Origin of the sequence: Microcoleus sp. BR0-C5 (genome assembly GCF_036705045.1) — a bacterium.
Classification (GTDB): Bacteria; Cyanobacteriota; Cyanobacteriia; order Cyanobacteriales; family Microcoleaceae; genus Microcoleus.
Genome location: NZ_JAUBTR010000022.1, coordinates 63554 through 80758, shown reverse-complemented (window position 1 = coordinate 80758; position 17205 = coordinate 63554). Strand labels below are relative to the sequence as shown.

Annotated in this window: 15 protein-coding genes; 9 read left to right on the top strand and 6 right to left on the bottom strand. The window is 46.3% G+C overall.

The window, feature by feature from the left end:
- Nucleotides 1–79 precede the first annotated feature (79 nt).
- Nucleotides 80–1906, bottom strand: coding sequence for a threonine--tRNA ligase (gene thrS / locus QUB08_RS13180; protein ID WP_333225127.1), 1827 nt, complete (start codon nucleotides 1904–1906; stop codon nucleotides 80–82).
- Nucleotides 1899–2048 (bottom strand): hypothetical protein, encoded by a 150-nt coding sequence (locus tag QUB08_RS13175; RefSeq protein ID WP_333225126.1) that lies wholly within the window; start codon nucleotides 2046–2048, stop codon nucleotides 1899–1901. Before QUB08_RS13175 ends, thrS begins: the two co-directional genes overlap by 8 nt.
- Nucleotides 2049–2334: 286 nt before the next feature.
- Between QUB08_RS13175 and QUB08_RS13170 the strand changes: the two genes are divergently transcribed.
- The 9 genes from QUB08_RS13170 (at nucleotide 2335) to QUB08_RS13130 (ending at nucleotide 12039) form a co-directional block, all read left to right on the top strand.
- Complete coding sequence (locus tag QUB08_RS13170) at nucleotides 2335–2664, top strand: DUF2605 domain-containing protein (protein WP_333225125.1); 330 nt, start codon at nucleotides 2335–2337, stop codon at nucleotides 2662–2664.
- 606 nt (nucleotides 2665–3270) lie between these two features.
- Nucleotides 3271–3582 (top strand): DUF2973 domain-containing protein, encoded by a 312-nt coding sequence (locus QUB08_RS13165; RefSeq protein WP_333154293.1) that lies wholly within the window; start codon nucleotides 3271–3273, stop codon nucleotides 3580–3582.
- Between the two features lie 613 nt (nucleotides 3583–4195).
- Nucleotides 4196–6184, top strand: a complete 1989-nt coding sequence (locus tag QUB08_RS13160) for a DICT sensory domain-containing protein (protein ID WP_333225124.1) — start codon at nucleotides 4196–4198, stop codon at nucleotides 6182–6184.
- An 885-nt stretch (nucleotides 6185–7069) separates the two neighbouring features.
- On the top strand, nucleotides 7070–7570 hold the full coding sequence (locus tag QUB08_RS13155) for a peptidoglycan-binding protein (RefSeq protein WP_333154296.1): 501 nt from the start codon (nucleotides 7070–7072) through the stop codon (nucleotides 7568–7570).
- A gap of 298 nt (nucleotides 7571–7868) precedes the next feature.
- Nucleotides 7869–8294 (top strand): photosystem I reaction center subunit II PsaD, encoded by a 426-nt coding sequence (locus tag QUB08_RS13150; RefSeq protein ID WP_332949173.1) that lies wholly within the window; start codon nucleotides 7869–7871, stop codon nucleotides 8292–8294.
- Nucleotides 8295–8458: 164 nt separating this feature from the next.
- Nucleotides 8459–9319: a GNAT family N-acetyltransferase gene (locus tag QUB08_RS13145; protein ID WP_333225123.1), complete on the top strand. Its 861-nt coding sequence runs from the start codon at nucleotides 8459–8461 to the stop codon at nucleotides 9317–9319.
- Between the two features lie 20 nt (nucleotides 9320–9339).
- Nucleotides 9340–10920, top strand: coding sequence for an anthranilate synthase component I (gene trpE / locus QUB08_RS13140; RefSeq protein WP_333225122.1), 1581 nt, complete (start codon nucleotides 9340–9342; stop codon nucleotides 10918–10920).
- Nucleotides 10921–10999: 79 nt separating this feature from the next.
- Nucleotides 11000–11884 carry a PhzF family phenazine biosynthesis protein gene (locus QUB08_RS13135; RefSeq protein WP_333225121.1) on the top strand — a complete coding sequence of 295 codons (885 nt, stop codon included), beginning with the start codon at nucleotides 11000–11002 and terminating at the stop codon, nucleotides 11882–11884.
- A 29-nt stretch (nucleotides 11885–11913) separates the two neighbouring features.
- Nucleotides 11914–12039 carry a hypothetical protein gene (locus QUB08_RS13130; RefSeq protein ID WP_333225120.1) on the top strand — a complete coding sequence of 42 codons (126 nt, stop codon included), beginning with the start codon at nucleotides 11914–11916 and terminating at the stop codon, nucleotides 12037–12039.
- Between the two features lie 17 nt (nucleotides 12040–12056).
- Here the strand turns inward: QUB08_RS13130 and QUB08_RS13125 are convergent, their stop codons facing one another.
- The 4 genes from QUB08_RS13125 to petH all read right to left on the bottom strand — a co-directional run bounded on the left by QUB08_RS13125 (nucleotide 12057) and on the right by petH (nucleotide 16838).
- The gene (locus tag QUB08_RS13125; RefSeq protein ID WP_333225119.1) at nucleotides 12057–12908 is read right to left on the bottom strand and encodes an alpha/beta hydrolase; all 852 of its coding nucleotides are present in this window, start codon (nucleotides 12906–12908) and stop codon (nucleotides 12057–12059) included.
- 370 nt (nucleotides 12909–13278) lie between these two features.
- Nucleotides 13279–14595, bottom strand: a complete 1317-nt coding sequence (locus QUB08_RS13120) for a homoserine dehydrogenase (protein ID WP_333225118.1) — start codon at nucleotides 14593–14595, stop codon at nucleotides 13279–13281.
- A gap of 136 nt (nucleotides 14596–14731) precedes the next feature.
- Nucleotides 14732–15487: a Uma2 family endonuclease gene (locus tag QUB08_RS13115; RefSeq protein WP_333225117.1), complete on the bottom strand. Its 756-nt coding sequence runs from the start codon at nucleotides 15485–15487 to the stop codon at nucleotides 14732–14734.
- A 145-nt stretch (nucleotides 15488–15632) separates the two neighbouring features.
- Nucleotides 15633–16838, bottom strand: a complete 1206-nt coding sequence (gene petH, locus QUB08_RS13110; RefSeq protein WP_333225116.1) for a ferredoxin--NADP reductase — start codon at nucleotides 16836–16838, stop codon at nucleotides 15633–15635.
- Between the last annotated feature and the right edge of the window lie 367 nt (nucleotides 16839–17205).

The following is a 17205-nucleotide window of genomic DNA, read 5'->3' as shown; positions in this document are numbered from 1 at the left end:
TAGCAGCTCACTTAAAAAAACGCAGACAATATCAAAATATCATCTGCGTTAATCCGCGTGCATCTGCGGTTAAAATTCCCTAGAAATCGCCGTAACTACTAATAGCCGCCTGCAACCTCCCAATCACTTCATCAACTGAAATCGCCCCCAACTCCCCAGAAGCCCGAGTCCGAATATTCAAACTATTCGCCTCAACTTCCTTCGCACCCACAACACCCATCACTGGAATTTTTTCCTTCTCAGCATTGCGAATCAACTTGCCCAAACGCTCGCTATCCTCATCAGCTTCAGCGCGAATATTTAGCGCCTTCATCTTCGCTGCCACTTCCTTTGCAAACGGCAAAAACTCCGCGCTGACAGGCAACAACCGCACCTGAATCGGCGCCAACCACAGCGGAAAATCGCCCGCATACTGCTCGATCAAAATCCCGATCAAGCGTTCCAAAGAACCGAAAGGAGCGCGGTGAATCATCACCGGACGCTTACGAATGCCGTCTTCAGCAACGTATTCCAAATCAAAACGTTCAGGCAAATTGTAATCTACCTGAACAGTTCCTAATTGCCATTCTCTATCCAAAACATCTTGGAAAATGAAATCGAGTTTCGGCCCGTAAAAAGCCGCCTCCCCAATTCCCTCAAAATAATTCATTCCCAAAGTTTCCACTGCGCGGCGGATTGCACCTTGAGCCTTTTCCCAAGCTTCATCGGAACCGATGTATTTATCAGATTCTGGATCGCGGAAACTGAGTCTAACTCGGAAATTTTTTAGCTGCAAACTCTTAAATACGGACAGCGTTAAATCCACCACATTTAAAAATTCTTGATCCAACTGTTCCGGCGTCACGAACAGGTGGGAATCATCCTGCGTAAAGCCGCGAACTCGCGTTAAACCTCCCAATTCACCGGACTGTTCGTAGCGGTAAACTGTGCCGAATTCTGCCAGTCGCATCGGCAGTTCTCGATAAGAACGCAGTTCGCTTTTGTAAATTTGAATGTGGAAGGGACAATTCATCGGTTTGAGTACAAAACCCTGCTGTGATTCTGTCACTTCCTCATCCTCCGCCATCAGCGGAAACATATCATCTTTGTAGTAAGGCCAGTGTCCAGAGATTTTGAATAAATCGACTTTGGCGATGTGCGGGGTAACAACTTGCTGATAGCCGCGTTTTACCTGTTCTTTTTTGAGGAAATCTTCAAGCAAACTTCTCAAAATAGTGCCTTTTGGTGTCCACAAAGGTAAGCCAGGCCCCACCGGATCGGCAAAAATAAACAAGCCTAATTCTTTGCCTAATTTGCGGTGATCGCGTCTTAGGGCTTCTTCTTTGCGGTGTTTGTATGCTGCTAATTGTTCGGGGGTTTCCCAAGCCGTGCCGTAAATGCGCTGTAATTGAGCTTTGGTTTCGTCGCCGCGCCAGTACGCGCCTGCTAGGCTTTCTAGTTCGATCGCCTTTGGATTCAACTCACTGGTATTATCCAAGTGAGGCCCAGCGCACAAATCCCACCATTCCTCGCCCAAATGGTAAAGAGTAATCGGTTCGATCAAACCTTCTAAAATTTCTAATTTGTAAGGTTCGTTAATCTCCTTAATTCTGCGTTCCGCTTCCTCGCGGCTGACTTCTTCCCGAATTACAGGCAATTTACGGTTGATGATTTTGATCATCTCTTTTTTAATGGCTTTTAAATCCTGTTCCGTAAAAGGTTCAGGAGTGTCAAAGTCATAATAGAAACCGTTTTCAATCCAAGGGCCAATGGTCACTTGCGCCTTGGGAAATAACTTCTGCACCGCCATCGCCATAACGTGGGAAGTGGTGTGGCGAATTTTTTTTAGTGGCTCCGACTCACTCGTGCGGGGCAACTCAATCTTAACGGACTCTTCTGGAGCGGACATGGATTCTGAGCTAGACATCGGCTGAATTAGCAATTAATTTAGTTGCAGTTGCTTCTATCTTACTCAGATTGGGACAGCAAGCGCCGACTTCCGGCAGGGGGACACTCCGGGAAATTAGGTCATTCTGGGCATGGGGCATTGGGCATGGGGCATTGGGCATAGTTTTTTTCTTCCTTCTTTCTTCTTCCTTTCATCCGTTACATCCGTTACATCCGAAGAAAGCGAATCCCTTGCCGAACTTCCTTCTGCTATCAGCTATTGCTAGCGAGTCTGAGCCGATATTGCACAATTTGGGGATTTCGACTCAAAAATCGCTGCTGGCACAGTTAAATTTATTCACACCCACCTGCTAATTGTTATTAAATTATTGAATTTTTGTTAAAAATATGTTACAATTTGTAAAGACTGTCTAAGACTATAATAGATAAATAACCCAATTTTGATCCATGCTTAATTCCAATTTGCCCGAACCAGAATTGCTCAAAGCGTTACTGGAACCGCTGTTAGAGGATTTCAATTACTGGTTCGCTCGATCGGCAAAACTCTTAGAAAGTGAGGAAATTCCCTTTCTCAGCGACGAAGATCAATCTGACTTGCTGGCGCGAGTCAAACAGGCTCAGCAAGAAGTAGGCGCGGCTACAGCTCTATTTCAAGCAACCGGAGGTCAAGTTGGGATTGAAACAGCAGCACTGATGCCGTGGCACAGACTGCTCGCCGAATGCTGGCAAGTATCGGCGCGCTTTCGCTCATTGCAATCAGCTCCCCCTGAAAAATAAGGAAGCGAGTTCAAGTTAAACTTGCAGTCAAATCCCAAACATGAGGAAATGTGGCGGCCCACTTGACAACCTAAAACAGATTTCCAGTTAATAAGTTATCAGAAAATTGGGTTTAAAACCCCGTCCTTTTAGGAAGGCTTTATTTCCAAAAAGTTCTAAAAGTTTCCCAAATAGTACCCTATACTACAAATAGATACAGGTAGAATAACCGCGAGCATCGAATGGATAACCAACCCCAAAATGACTGGCTAGGAAACAATAATGTCTCGTGGGTGGCGAAAACCACAAAAACATAGCTAGGGTAGCCATCGCGCACCCATACCAGAAAACTCAAAATCTTAGTAGTTAGATGTACCGTAGGGCATACGGGAACAAAGGGAATGATCCCTTAACGCTTGGGGAGACAAGCCCTCTGGGACTATTCAAATTAGGCTGGAAGCTTCGTTCAATTGGACGGGTTTGTGGTTTAAATATTGCCGAAGGGATGAATAGTTTAAAGGTATGTCAGTGAACCAAGAATCCCCGCGTTTACGGCCGGGAGTGTCAATACTTTCTGAAACACATTTGTAAATTGCTGTGTGGCTGTTTAGCCCGGAGGAGAAGATAATGTTGCACTTGCTTTATATTTTAGCTTTTACCGTTCTTGCCTTTCTGGCAGTCGGTAACTTAATCCGCAGTCTAGTCACCGTTGGTATGGAATCCCAGCGCCCTCAACAATTCAGGGCAAATAATCGCCACGCATCCTATCCTCGCTCTCAATCTGTACCGCATCCAGAACTTTTAGACGAACACGGAAATATTGTCAATGAGCCGCTGTTAGTGATGCGTTCGCTGACTGTCCAAGACGCCCGCGAACAATTAGATGCTCTCTACAAATCATCTCCGGGTGGCAACGACGAAGGGGGCGAACTAGCCTGATCAAACCACAGCCGCAGCATTTATACTCAGGCGCGATGCCTCAAAAAAATATAGGACTTACACGTTAGGTGTCAGAAACCCGGTTTATTCATAGATTGTGGGTAAAAACTGGGTTTCTTGGCATAAGTCCTCCAAATAATTGGTCGTTAGTTTTTAACTAATGGCCAATTATTTGTGATTTTTGAAAGTTTAATTGCCGATTAGCCAGATCGATCGCCAAAAACCGGATCGCCAAAAACCGGTTCGCCAAAAACCGATTCGCCAAAAACCGATAAAGATAGCACTGATATCAAATAGCTCAAGAATAGTATAATGCAAGAGATCCGCAAGCGGTGCCTAACAAGTCTGAATGGTGAGAGTGCTAACGCCCGAATCCCAGCCTGAATAGATGAGTTGGCGTCAAAACCTAGAGGTAAAAACAGGTGACTTTGGGATGAACTCAAGGTCTTGGAGGCATACCTCTGCTTAGATTCGTCTAAGTGCTATTGCTAGCATGATATGACTTAAACAGTCGTGTTATGAAGCATAAATGTATCAGATACTGAAAAGGGATCGCTCTAAACCTCCTATCGATCCTGTTTTGTCATCGGCAAAAATGCACGTTTAAGGCTAGATGATCGTCCCTATTTCGCTACTGGCAGAACTTCTGCAAGCTTTGCCCCAACTGCGGGCACAAATTTATTTCAAATCTTCCATGACAGCCTTGTCTCACGCGATGGAAGACTTAGTTTTGGCGGGTTCCGACGACGAACCGCTAGTGATTGCCAGCTTTCAGCGAGAGCGCTTCTACCGCCAGGAAGCTCACCGCTACCGGCGAATTGCCTCACGCTCGTCTCAGGTATACGTGCTGGCAGCACCGGAAACTGACTTTAAAAATGCTTCGGAGTGTCACGAAACTGTGGCGTTTGCACCGGAGGACGGATTAAGCAAAGAGTGGCACTTAGTGGTACTGGGGGAACACTACTCAACTTGCCTGATTTGTCAAGAAAAAATTGTGCCGATCGACAACCAGGACGATCGCGGGCAACTGTTAATGGATCAAGCTCGGAGATTTGAAGGAATTTGGACGTTCGATCGCGAGGTAAGCTCCAAAGCGGCCGCATTGTTGCTAGATAGAATTGTCAAATATCGCCCGGAATTGGCCGAAAAGATCGATCGAGCGCGAACTACTTACAAGCTAAAAACACCGAAAAAAACGAGGAAATCCGCCACTGCCAAAGCCGCCAAACCCGACAAAAGTACGGCAAAAAGCTCAAAAATTCCCAATCCAAAATTGAGCGATGCTTTTACCGAACGCTTAGTCACCTACTTGCAAGCAGGCCAGCACAAACTGCTCAAAGCATACGCCGCCATCGCCGCCCAGGAACGCAAAGAACGCCTGGTAAACTTAATTACAACGGCAATGCGGCAGTCTCTCAACCCACAAGAAATCGTCGAAGTTGCAGTTCAAGAACTCGGCACTGCCCTGTCGGCAAGCCGATGTTTGATTTATCGGTGCAAGACCGCAGATGTGGCGGTCAAAATAGATCGCGAGTTTTTGGCTCCGGGCGCTAGTTCCATGCTGGATCAGACTTGGCTGTTGCAGGAAAATCAAATATGGATCGACGCGGTGGCGCGACAAGAGCGAGTTTACATCCAAGACACAGCACAACACCCGCTGATTGTCAATACAAAATTCCTGGAAAAAACTGTAAAAAATTGGCAAATAGTCTCTTGGTTAATGGTGCCAGTGCTTTATCAGGGGCGGGTTTTGGGCATGGTGGAAATGCACCAGTGCCGATCGGTTTTACCTTGGGAAGAAGACGAAATTGCTTTAGTAGAGGCGATCGCCACCCAACTCGGAGCGGCCTTAATTCAAGCAGAAACCTACGCTCATTTAGAAGAACTTAACCAACAATTAGAAGCATTAGACCGCACTCGTAGCAATCTAATTGCCATCACCGGACACGAACTCCGCACCCCTCTTTCTACGATTCAAGTGTGTTTGGAAAGTTTGAACTCCGAACCAGATATGCCCGCCCAATTGCGGCAAATCATGTTAGAAACTGCCCTCGGTGATGCCGATAGAATGCGGAAGCTCGTGCAGGATTTCTTAACTCTTTCTCACTTAGAAAGCGGGCGAGTCCAATGGAATGTAGAATCGCTGACGCTGCAAGAATGCGTGGATTTAGCCCTCAGCAGCGTGCGATCGCGCACGGTCGATCGACAGTTACCGGAAATTATCGCCGAGGTGTCGGCAGAATTGCCTTTAGTGCAAGCAGACGGAGAGTGGTTGGTGGAGGTGCTCTCCAAACTGCTAGACAACGCTTGCAAATTTACCACACCTCAAGGAAGCGTCACCATAAGAGCCAAATGCAACGGTTCTCGGATGGTGGAAGTGCTCGTAGCCGATACGGGGAGGGGAATAGAGGCGAACAGTTTAAAAGTAGTGTTCGATCGATTTTATCAAGAAGAAGGAGCTTTGCGCCGCAGCGCAGGCGGTACCGGTTTGGGATTGGCAATTTGCAAACAGATTGTTGCCGGCTGGGGCGGTAAAATTTGGGTAGATTCCGCAGGAAAAGACCGAGGAAGTGAATTTCACTTTACTATTCCCACTGTTTAGAGTCAATTGATACAGCGTATTCCAGGTTGATGAAGTACACCGCGCTCTCACGGGGTTTCTTTACAGTTATCGCATCATTACTGATTCTGTTGCTCGAAACCCTGTTTATCCGTACTAAATTTACATGGAATATACTGTAAAAAACCGGGTTGGTGTGCGTCTGAGCGCGCAAGTATCGATCGAGTTATATCAAATCCGGCTGCGCTGGCATGATATCAAATCCGCTGCTAACAAATTTGATATGAGGGGCTATTTACGCCGGACTTGATATCAAATACTAATCTACAGTCGTCTTGAGACGACTTGAGCTATGAGGCTCTTGTTTCAACCCCTGTCGGACTTAACGACTAATATTAATGCCGATTGCATCGGAAGGATTTAACCACAGAGAACGCAGAGCTCGCAGAGAAAGAGAAGAGAGAGATGAATAATTCCGATGCAAAGGTCAAGGATATCACCCTCAATCCTCACCCTGTGAGATCAGCCTTAAAGGTGATGTGGCTACGCGCTGTTCAGATTTAAAATCGAAAGTATCAAAGCAGATTCAGGATGCGCTTGCCGTCTTAAACCCGGTTTGGCGACAGAATACCTAGGGAGGCTGCCCAAAATTAATATCAGTTTAAAAAAATAATCCAACTGTAGGTAAGCTGCAAACCCCCATAGTAATCAGTCATGCCGAATCTAAAATCTAAAATCTAAAATCTAAAATCTAAAATGGTATAAGTCTCTTGTCCACAAGTCGCGAGATGGTAAAAGTCGCTCGAATCTGTTGAGGCACTGCCGAGGCCAGTGTTGATTCGTGAAAAGTTGAGAAGGCAAATGTTTTGCCCGGAAAAAGTTTTTTCCCAGAAGAATACTCAAACCTAGAGGGTAGGAAAATCGATTATGTCACCTACAAGCCAGATGAAATCTACTCAACCTATGGCCAAAAAGCCACAACTACAATTAGGTTCTCAAGGTAAAGCGGTATTGGAACTCGAACAACTGCTAACCAAGTTGCAACTTTATCGGCACCCTGCTAAAGGAATTTTTAACAAAGCAGTTGAATTTTCTGTGAAACTGTTTCAGTTTCGGGTTTTCTTGTCGCCGGACGGCATTGTCGGGCCGCTGACTTGGCAGGCGCTTTATACTGCAGCTCCTGTTAATATGCCGATACTCAAATTCGGCAGTTCTGGGGAAGCAGTCGCTACTGTTCAGGAAGTTCTCAAAACTTCCCAGCATTATGGCGGTAAAGTTGACGGCGACTTTGCTACTTTGACGGACAAAGCTGTTCGCGCATTTCAAAAAAGCTTTGGGATTCAGGCAGACGGGATTGTCAATCAAGAAACTTGGACTGCTTTGAGCCAAATTCCGCGCGGCTATGACCCTAAGTGGTTCTTGACTTAGGGTTGACGCGGTAAATTGTGCGATCGTGTGTGGGGGGAAATTGGGGGAATGTGCGATTATTCGGGTGCCCACAAGCACCAGAATAATTGCTGTTTTTTTTTGATTATTTTTTGGGAAGTCGTGCAGCCTAATTCTGTTTTATAACTTTGGTGAAAATTACCAATTATCAATTATTAATTACTAATTATCAATTATCAGAAAAGATCGATCGCCAAAAAACTGTTAATTTTCCTTACAATTTCGAGAACAGCGTGCAGTCTCGATGATACGATGCCGTAAAAATCCTTTGGATATATCTATGGCCGAACAACTTACTGGACAACCCCCAATCTTCGGCGGCAGCACAGGCGGCTTGCTGACCAAGGCGCTAGTTGAAGAGAAGTACGCTATCACTTGGACTAGCCCCAAGGAGCAGGTGTTTGAAATGCCTACGGGTGGCGCTGCGATTATGCGTCAAGGCGACAACTTGCTGCATCTGCCCCGGAAGGAGCAGTGCATCGCTTTGGGCGGCCAGCAACTGCGGGCTAAATTCAAAATCACCAACTACAAAATTTACCGCGTGTTTCCAGACGGTACTACTGAGTACCTGCATCCCAAGGATGGCGTGTTCCCTGAGAAGGTGAACGAAGGTCGTCCCTACAACGGTAAGATTGACCGCAATATTGGCAGCAATCCAAATCCGGCTAAGCTCAAGTTCAGCGGTAAGAAGACTTTCGATCCTTAGACCATGAGTGCATGGCTGAGCAAAACATAGGTAATATTTCCTGTAAGGCTCAGCTTGTAAACTTGTTTTTGCAGTAGTATTCTGGCGCCCGAGGCCGTCGGTCGCAGCACCCGAATACTACTGCAAACTTCAAATCTAATTAAAAGTTAATCGTTAAATTAAAAATGAATGTCGCAATCAGGCGAGCGCAGCCTTCTGATATCGATGTTTGCGCTGGCATTAATTATGAAGCTTTTAAAGGTATTTCCGATCGCCATCAATTCCCTACAGATTTTCCGACGCTGGAGTTTTCAACTGAAATTATTGGTCTTGTGATCGAAAGTCCGGTATTTTTTGGCATAGTAGCCGAGAGCTCCGGTGCGGTAGTCGGCTGCGGGTTTATGGACGAACGCAACCCGATTCGCGGTATCGGGCCCGTCAGTGTCGATCGAACTTTTCAAGGCAGCGGCACGGGACGCGAAATCATGAAAGCTTTGCTGGAACGCGGACAGGACGCTGCGGGTATCCGTTTGGTTCAGGAATCTTTTAATATGGCCTCGCTGTCGCTGTACGCTTCTTTGGGTTTTGAGGTGAAGGAACCTTTCGTGTTAATGGAAGGGAAGTTTCGCAGCCAGCCTCCGCATGGGTTTGAGGTGCGCCCGATGGCTAGTGAGGATGTTGGTGAATGTGCGGCTTTGTGCAAGAAATTATACAGGTGCGATCGAATTTCGGAGATTGAAGACGCCGTGAATTTCTTTTCTCCCTTCGTTGCTTGCAAACAAGGTCGGATTGTGGCTTATACTTGTGCGGTGTCGGCTTTGAGCCACAGCGTCGCGGAAACTGAGGCGGATATGCAGGCTTTACTTTTGGGGGCTGCTGCGTACAATTCCCAAGAATTGCTTTCTTTTCACTTGCCGCTGAGGTACGCAAGTTTGTTTCGCTGGTGCTTGCAAGAGGGGCTGCGCGCCCTCAAGCCGATGGCGGTGATGGCACTTGGCGAGTATCAGTCGCCGGAGGGATGTTGCTTTCCGTCTTTTGTTTATTGATTGTATAGCGAAGTTAGTATATGATATTCCCCGATTTCTCACAATTCTCGGAACTGGCGAAACAAGGCAATTTTGTACCCGTGTATCAAGAATGGGTTGCTGATTTGGATACGCCGGTGTCTGCGTGGTATCGGGTTTGTGCGGGTCAACCTTACAGTTTTCTGCTGGAGTCAGTGGAAGGTGGGGAAAAACTTGGGCGTTATAGTTTCTTGGGGTGCGATCCGTTGTGGATTTTGGAGGCTAAGGGCGATCGCACAACTCAAGTTTACCGTGACGGTTCCGAAAAAGTATTTACAGGCGATCCGTTTGTAGCTTTAACGGAATGTTTGGAGTCTTATCAACCGGTGAAATTGCCGCAGTTACCGCCGGGAATTGGCGGGCTATTCGGTTTTTGGGGTTACGAGTTAATTAAGTGGATAGAACCGCGAGTTCCCGTGCATCCAGCCAGCGAGAATGATTTGCCGGATGGATTGTGGATGCAGGTGGATAATTTGCTGATTTTCGACCAGGTGAAGCGGAAAATTTGGGCCGTCGCCTATGCGGATTTGCGGGAGGTGGGCGTGGATTTGGCCGATGCTTATCAGCAAGCGTGCGATCGCGTTGGCAAGTTAGTTCAGAAGCTGCAATCGCCGCTTTCCCGCCAATCAACTCTCATAGAATGGACACCTCCCAATAACGGGCAAGATGCCCGTTCCACAAGAGATAAGGACGGGCAAGATGCCCGTTCCACAACAGAAAATACAGAGTTGAGTTACAGCAGCAATATTACACCTGAAAAATATTGTGCCAATGTCTTAAAAGCTAAGGATTATATCAAAGCCGGAGATATTTTTCAAGTAGTTATTTCCCAGCGACTAGAGGCTGAATACAGCGGCGATTCTTTTGCACTTTACCGCTCTTTGCGTCTGATAAATCCTTCTCCGTACATGGCTTATTTTCATTTCGGAGATTGGCAGATTATCGGTTCGAGTCCCGAAATTATGGTGAAGGCGGAAAATACTGCTGATGGCAAAAAGATAGCAACTTTGCGACCAATCGCCGGCACTCGCCGCCGGGGTAAAACTCCTCAAGAAGATGATGCTTTGGCTGCTGAATTGCTGCAAGATCCGAAGGAAATTGCGGAACACGTCATGTTAGTTGATTTGGGCAGGAACGATTTAGGCAGAGTTTGCCGAAACGGTACTGTAAAAGTTGACGAATTAATGGAAATTGAGCGTTATTCTCACGTCATGCACATTGTGAGCAATGTGGTGGGAGAATTGGCCCAGGATAAGACAGCTTGGGATTTGTTGAAAGCTGGTTTTCCTGCGGGTACTGTTAGCGGTGCTCCGAAGATTCGGGCGATGGAGATTGTGCACGAGTTGGAAGGTTGTCGCCGGGGGCCGTATTCTGGGGTTTACGGGTATTATGATTTTGAGGGGCAATTGAATAGTGCGATCGCGATTCGGACTATGGTTGTTCGTTCTTTAGGTGGTGACAAACATTCGGTTTCTGTGCAAGCAGGTGCTGGTTTGGTGGCAGATTCTAACCCGGATATGGAGTACGAAGAAACGCTCAATAAAGCCAGGGGAATGTTGGAAGCAATTCGCTGTTTGAAATAGTGAGGCGGAGCCTCTGGATCTCTGTTACCAGGCTCTGCCTGGTAACAAGAAACACAAACTACTGTTGAACGAGGGAAATGTGAATTTTTATATAGTTGACGTGTTTGCGGAGTCAAAATATGCTGGCAATCAACTAGCTGTATTTTGCGGTGCGGGAGTTGCCGAACTATCTGACGCTCAAATGCTACAGATAGCGAGGGAAATCAATTATTCAGAAACTACGTTTATTCGATCGCCCGATCCGCGAGATGGCGGCTATGACGTGCGGATATTCACGCCCAAGAAGGAATTGCCCTTTGCCGGTCATCCGACTTTGGGCACTGCGTTTGTGTTGCAGCAAGAGATTATTCGCGAAAAGGTCGATCGAGTAATTCTCAATCTAGCCGTTGGTCAAATTCCAGTTACTTTTAATTATCATAATGAAGCGGCCGATATTTTGTGGATGCGACAAAACCCGCCTAGTTTTGGTCAAGTTTTATCAGCCGAACGTCTGGCAAATGTCCTGAATTTAGAACCAGATGAAATTGATTCGAGATTCCTAATTCAAGAAGTTTCTACTGGAGTGCCCTTTATAATTGTCCCATTAAAAACTCTCGCCTCGCTCAAAAAAGCTCAAGTCAACTTAGATAAATATTTTGAGCTAGTTGATACAATGGAAGCGAAAGAAATTTTGATATTTTGCCCAGAAACCTACAGTGATCTTAATGATTTAAGCGTGCGAGTTTTTGCCCATTCATTAGGAATTCCAGAAGATCCGGCGACTGGCAGTGCTAACGGCTGTTTGGCTGGATATTTGGTAGAACATGATTATTATGGGTCAGCAAAGATTGATGTGAGAGTCGAGCAGGGTTATGAAATTGATCGACCTTCTTTGCTGTTGTTACAAGCCGCCAAAAATGAACAGGAAATAACTGTTTTGGTTGGTGGTAAGGTGGTGATGGTTGCTAAGGGAGAATTTGTGTAGAATTTTTAACAGAGAATTTTTAACCGCAGATGGACGCAGCTAGATTTAGATGCTTGTTTGGCGATCGAGATGTTACAATTTTGCTAATAGCGATCGCAGCACTTTGTCTGCTTCTGGCCGTCGCAGCGCGGGAAAATCAGCCATCTGCGGCCTGAAGCCATTCTGTCTGAGTTTAAACAAAGCGCTTTTTTCGGAAAATTTGCAATTGAGTGCGATCGATCTGAACAACTACTGGCCGCCGTTTGTTGAGGACGATCGCATTGTGTCTGTTTAGCAAAAGCCACTGAGCCCATATTGCCACAATCGCGCGCCTTTTGAGAAACTTGCCTTCAAAACGCGCCATTCGGACGATCGCCTCCTCGATTTTATAACAACAGCTTTTCCCCTTTTGGGAAATCACAAAAATCGTTCCCGGTATGTAATCACCTTCATTTGCCCAGAAAGCATACCTTTCGCCTAAAGTAAAGTAGTGAAAAACATTATTAGCCGTGCAAGTTTTAGCTAACTTTTCCGAAACGCCCAAAGAATTAAAAATTACAGTTGATCGAATATAATCTGGGTATTTTGCGGCTATTTGCTGAGCAACTTTGCCTCCCAAACTTTCTCCGATGACATCCGGCGGATTTCCGCTGTAAAATTGATGCTTTATCCAATCAATAGCACCCACAGTTTGGGCCGATTTTAACTGGCGTTCTAGTTTTGCCATAAATACATCTGGCGTATCTTCCAAAACGCGATCGAAAGGATACCAAGAACCGTAGCCGCGAATCACTAAAACAGGCGGATTGTTGCCAGAAAGGGGGAAGCGACTTTCAGCATAAAAACCAGTGCGAGAATCTTCAAATACTTTTGTTATGATATAATTTCCATCAATAACTTGCCCTTCCCCGTGCCGAATGTAAATTGAAGGATTATTGGGTTTAAAAGTATCGTGCAGTTGGGGTTTAGAAAATTTTTCATACAGGGAATCTAGCAAGTGCCTTCCCGTTTGGCGATCGACAAAATCTGATTTTGTTATTTTCATCCCAAATCTCATTTTTAACTGCTTGTGGGGGGAAAACCCGGTATTTTTGCAAAATACCTTTACCCAGATTTGGTAGGGGCGGGTTCACCAACCATATCTAACGATGACCGACAATCTAGATAAACCCGCCCCCACCACCGATAACCTACGTCAACCCGAAATTTGCATCGCATCGAAAAATGTACATGATGATTTATGGTTCGGTTCGGGCGGGTTTTCGAGATAGTTTGTTTCAGGCAATTATTGTTTGTAAAACCCGCCCCTACAAGCACCCGGTACATGATGATTTATGCTTGGATTGGGGCGGGTTTTATAGATTGTCAATTATTAGCAAATATTCTATGTAAAACCCGCCCCTAGCAAATCACTTTTACAAAACTCGCAACGTGCTAGCAATACTATCGACTGCTTCCATCGCGCGAATTTCATCGAGTGCTTGTTGAAAATTCCCTTCCCTAACATCGTGAGTCACGACCACAATTTCTGCTAAATCGCCGTGAATTCCCGTCTGCACAACTGATTCCAAACTAACTTTGTGATTGCCGAAACAAGTGCCGAGTTTGCCAATTACCCCCGGAGTATCGCGCGTCAGGAAACGGGCATAAAAGCGAGTAACAAGTTCCTGCATCGGAGCAATTTTGCAGTAGTGTTGGTGACTGCAACTCAGCAAAGGATGGGGAATCGGAACAGTTTCGGTTTTCAGGATGGCCGCCACATTCATGATGTCGGATACTACGGCGCTAGCTGTGGGGCCTGCACCGGCGCCGCGCCCGTACAGCATCAATTGCCCGATCGGCTCTCCTTCGACTAAAATTGCATTGTAAACCCCGTTGACATTGGCTAGCGGATGAGTTTTGGGCACAAAACTAGGATGCACTCGAATTGACAGCAGTTCGCTTTCTCCCTCCGCTTGCTTGCCATTGTAGTGGGAGGTTTCTTGAGCAATAGCCAACAATTTAATCACAAATCCCAGCTTGTCGGCGTAGTCAATATCCGCCGCACTAACTTTTCTGATACCTTCGCAGTGAACATCTGCTAATTTGATGCGTCCGCCAAAAGCTAGCGAGGCTAAAATAGCAATTTTATCGGCAGCATCTAATCCATCTACATCTGCTGTGGGGTCAGCTTCAGCATAACCTAATTGCTGAGCGTCGGCGAGCACTTCGGCAAAGTCTGCGCCTTCTGTTTGCATCCGCGTCAGGATGTAATTAGTTGTGCCGTTGACGATGCCGGTGACAGTTTGAATGCGGTTTGCACCTAAAGATTGTTTGAGGCTTTGAATGACTGGAATGCCGCCGCCGACAGCTGCTTCTAGCATTACGTAAACGCCTTTTTTGTTGGCGGCCTCGAAGATTTCATTACCGTAGCGGGCGATAACTGCTTTGTTGGCCGTGACGACGTGCTTGCCGCTGGCAATAGCCTGTAAAATGAGCGATCGCGCCGGTTCCAATCCGCCAATCAGTTCTACTACAATATCAATTTCCGGGTCAGTTGCGATCGCTTCTAGGTCAGTTGTCAGCACATTTTCTGGCAATTGTAAAGACCGAGTTCGAGAAATATCGCGCACTCCCACCCGATAGATTTCCAATTCCTGCAACAGCGGATGGCGGCCATCTGGGGAGAGCAAAATCTCTGCTGTTCCCGCGCCAACTGTACCCAAACCTAACAAACCAATTTTGAAAGCCACGACTTTGACCCGTTGAAACTCACTTCATCTAGAATCATTGTATGATAACCGCGGCTTCACTGAATACCCAGAGACCCGACTTCTTAAAAAAGTCCGGGATCTACATGACTAATTAATCCAGATTTTACATGGCAATTTAAAGTTCTGTATCCATCTCTATCCCCATTTCTCGCAGCCGCTGCGCCAATCTTTCGGCCCGCTGCCTTTCGGCATTAACTTGCTGTTCTAGTTGCACATTTTGCTGTTCTAGTTGCACATTTTGTTGTTCTAGTTGCTGTAGCTGTGCTTGTTCTTCTCGAATTAAATCTTCTACTAGGGGCGGACATAGCACTTCATTAACCGATAAAATAAATTCAGCGAACTGTACAGACTGAACTTGCTGTCCCGGCAAAAATTCCTGATGAGAATAACTGCCTTCATTTTCCGGGCGACTGCATACTCGTATTTTCGGTTGATTTGGGTCTACAATCCAATATTCAGGGATATCAATTAAGTCATATTCGGCCCGTTTACGGATATAGTCGTCCCGCCAATTTTGACTGGTAACTTCGATAACTAACAACGGTTTTTCTTCAAATTCCAGCACGGCGGAACCAGGTTGCGCGCAGACTTGTTCCCACAGACTCTGAGTGCAAATCACCACATCAGGAATGCGAGAAGAGTTTTCCTCAGTTCGGACTGCAGTAGTCACAATTGCAACAATAGGTAGGTTGTGTGCTGCAAAGAAGCGCCGGAACTGGTAAACCAAAAATTCACAAATTTTGATATGTATGGCTGTAGGTGTTGGCATTTCGATTAGATTGCCCCGATATAATTCATAACAAACACCTGATTCTCCCTGATAGTTCAGATATTCTTCAAAGGTGAGTTTTTGGGTAGAAGTTATAACCATGTCAGTTATCTCCCTTTTTCGGTGAGCTTACTCTATATTTTACACTTGTATTGGGTGAACCAGCCCCTCAAGACTCAAAACTGTTTCAAACAATTGTAGGGCGAGCCAAGCCCACCCTACAAATCAGATTAAATCAGGTAACACATTAATAAGTTTCAACGTGCCAACGGTGCTCTTTCTTCAACTGTTTCTGATAGGCAGCCCAGTCAACACCGTACTTGCCAGCCGCAGCCGACATTCCCTCATCAATTCCGCCTTCCATACCCTTCAAACCGCAGATATAAGTGTGAGTATTCGGCTTTTGAACCAATTCCCACAATTGGTCTGCGTTCTCTTGAATCCGGTTTTGAATGTACATCTTGCCGCCGTCAACATTCTTTTGCTCGCGGCTGATGGCATAAGTTAAGCGGAAATTATCCGGGAACTCGCGCTGCAATTCTTCCAACTCTTCCTTATAAAGAATGTTGGGGGTGTAAGCCACTCCAAAGAACAGCCAAGCTAAACCTCTGAATTTATAATCGGGGTTGTTTTCTTTAAACATCCGCCACAAATAAGCCCGGAAAGGAGCAATACCCGTACCCGTACCCATCATAATCACGGTGGCTTCCTCGTCATCGGGCAACAGCATTTCCTTGCCTACGGGGCCGGTGATTTTGACCTCATTCCCCGGTTCCAAACCGGTGAGAAAAGTCGAACAAACGCCGAACACTTGTTCGCCAGTTTCCGGGTGTTTGTACTCCAGCCGACGCACGCACAGGGAGACTGTTTTGTCGTCGAGGTGGTCGCCGTGACGGGTGGAGGCGATCGAATAAAGCCGAATTTTGTGAGGTTTGCCGTTTTTATCCGTGCCATCAGGAATAATCCCGATACTTTGACCTTCGAGATAGTGCAAATTGCCTCCAGAAATGTCGAAGGTGACGTGGCGGACTGTGCCGTCGCCGCCTTCTCTGACTAATTCTTCTGTAGAAATGCACTTACCAATATAGGGATTGGCCGGTTTGTAGAGGTTGACAGGAACCTGAACTTTTTCCTTGGCTTGAGTCATGGGCTTAGTTTTTTCTCCAGATTTCTGACTCTGTAGCCCTGCTTCTGGTGCGACTTTGCCATTTGTTTCGGGAGCGCTGTTTGATGGGCGGATGCTGACAATCCTTCCACCCATGCGAGCAATTCTACGCATTTCCTGATTCATGCGATCGTAGGGAACGGAGATAAATACGCTACCGCTACGGCGAATCGGGTTACTTATTTGGTCAGTTGCTTGGCTCTGACGCATACCCTCCACTTCGTAAACAAAGATGCGACTGCCTGATTCTGAGTTGGTCGCCACACCAGATATGCTTGGGCTGTACATTTGTTGATTTTCCTTCACGATACAGAGTTATAAAGAAAGAGAATGTGACGTTAGACTCAATTTACTTTTTTCTTAAGGCCATCGGGACTAATTAGCCTCGCCAATTTTGGGGCCTCGCCACGCCGGCGGGAGTGTTGAAGTTGCGATCGCTCGCGTATCAAATCCCTACTAGCCGAACGCCGCGCTCACCGAGCCCTACTGCGTTCGGCTGTTGACCTATAGCTATTGTTGTCTGCGTACTGCCAATATTTTACCCGATCGGGGGATCTGCCCCGATAAGTCATTCTGATTTGGGGAGCGCCCCACCAGATCAAGGAAGATTCGAGCAGTTTAATGAGGTTGAGCTTGTAGGGGGCGAACGCATTCT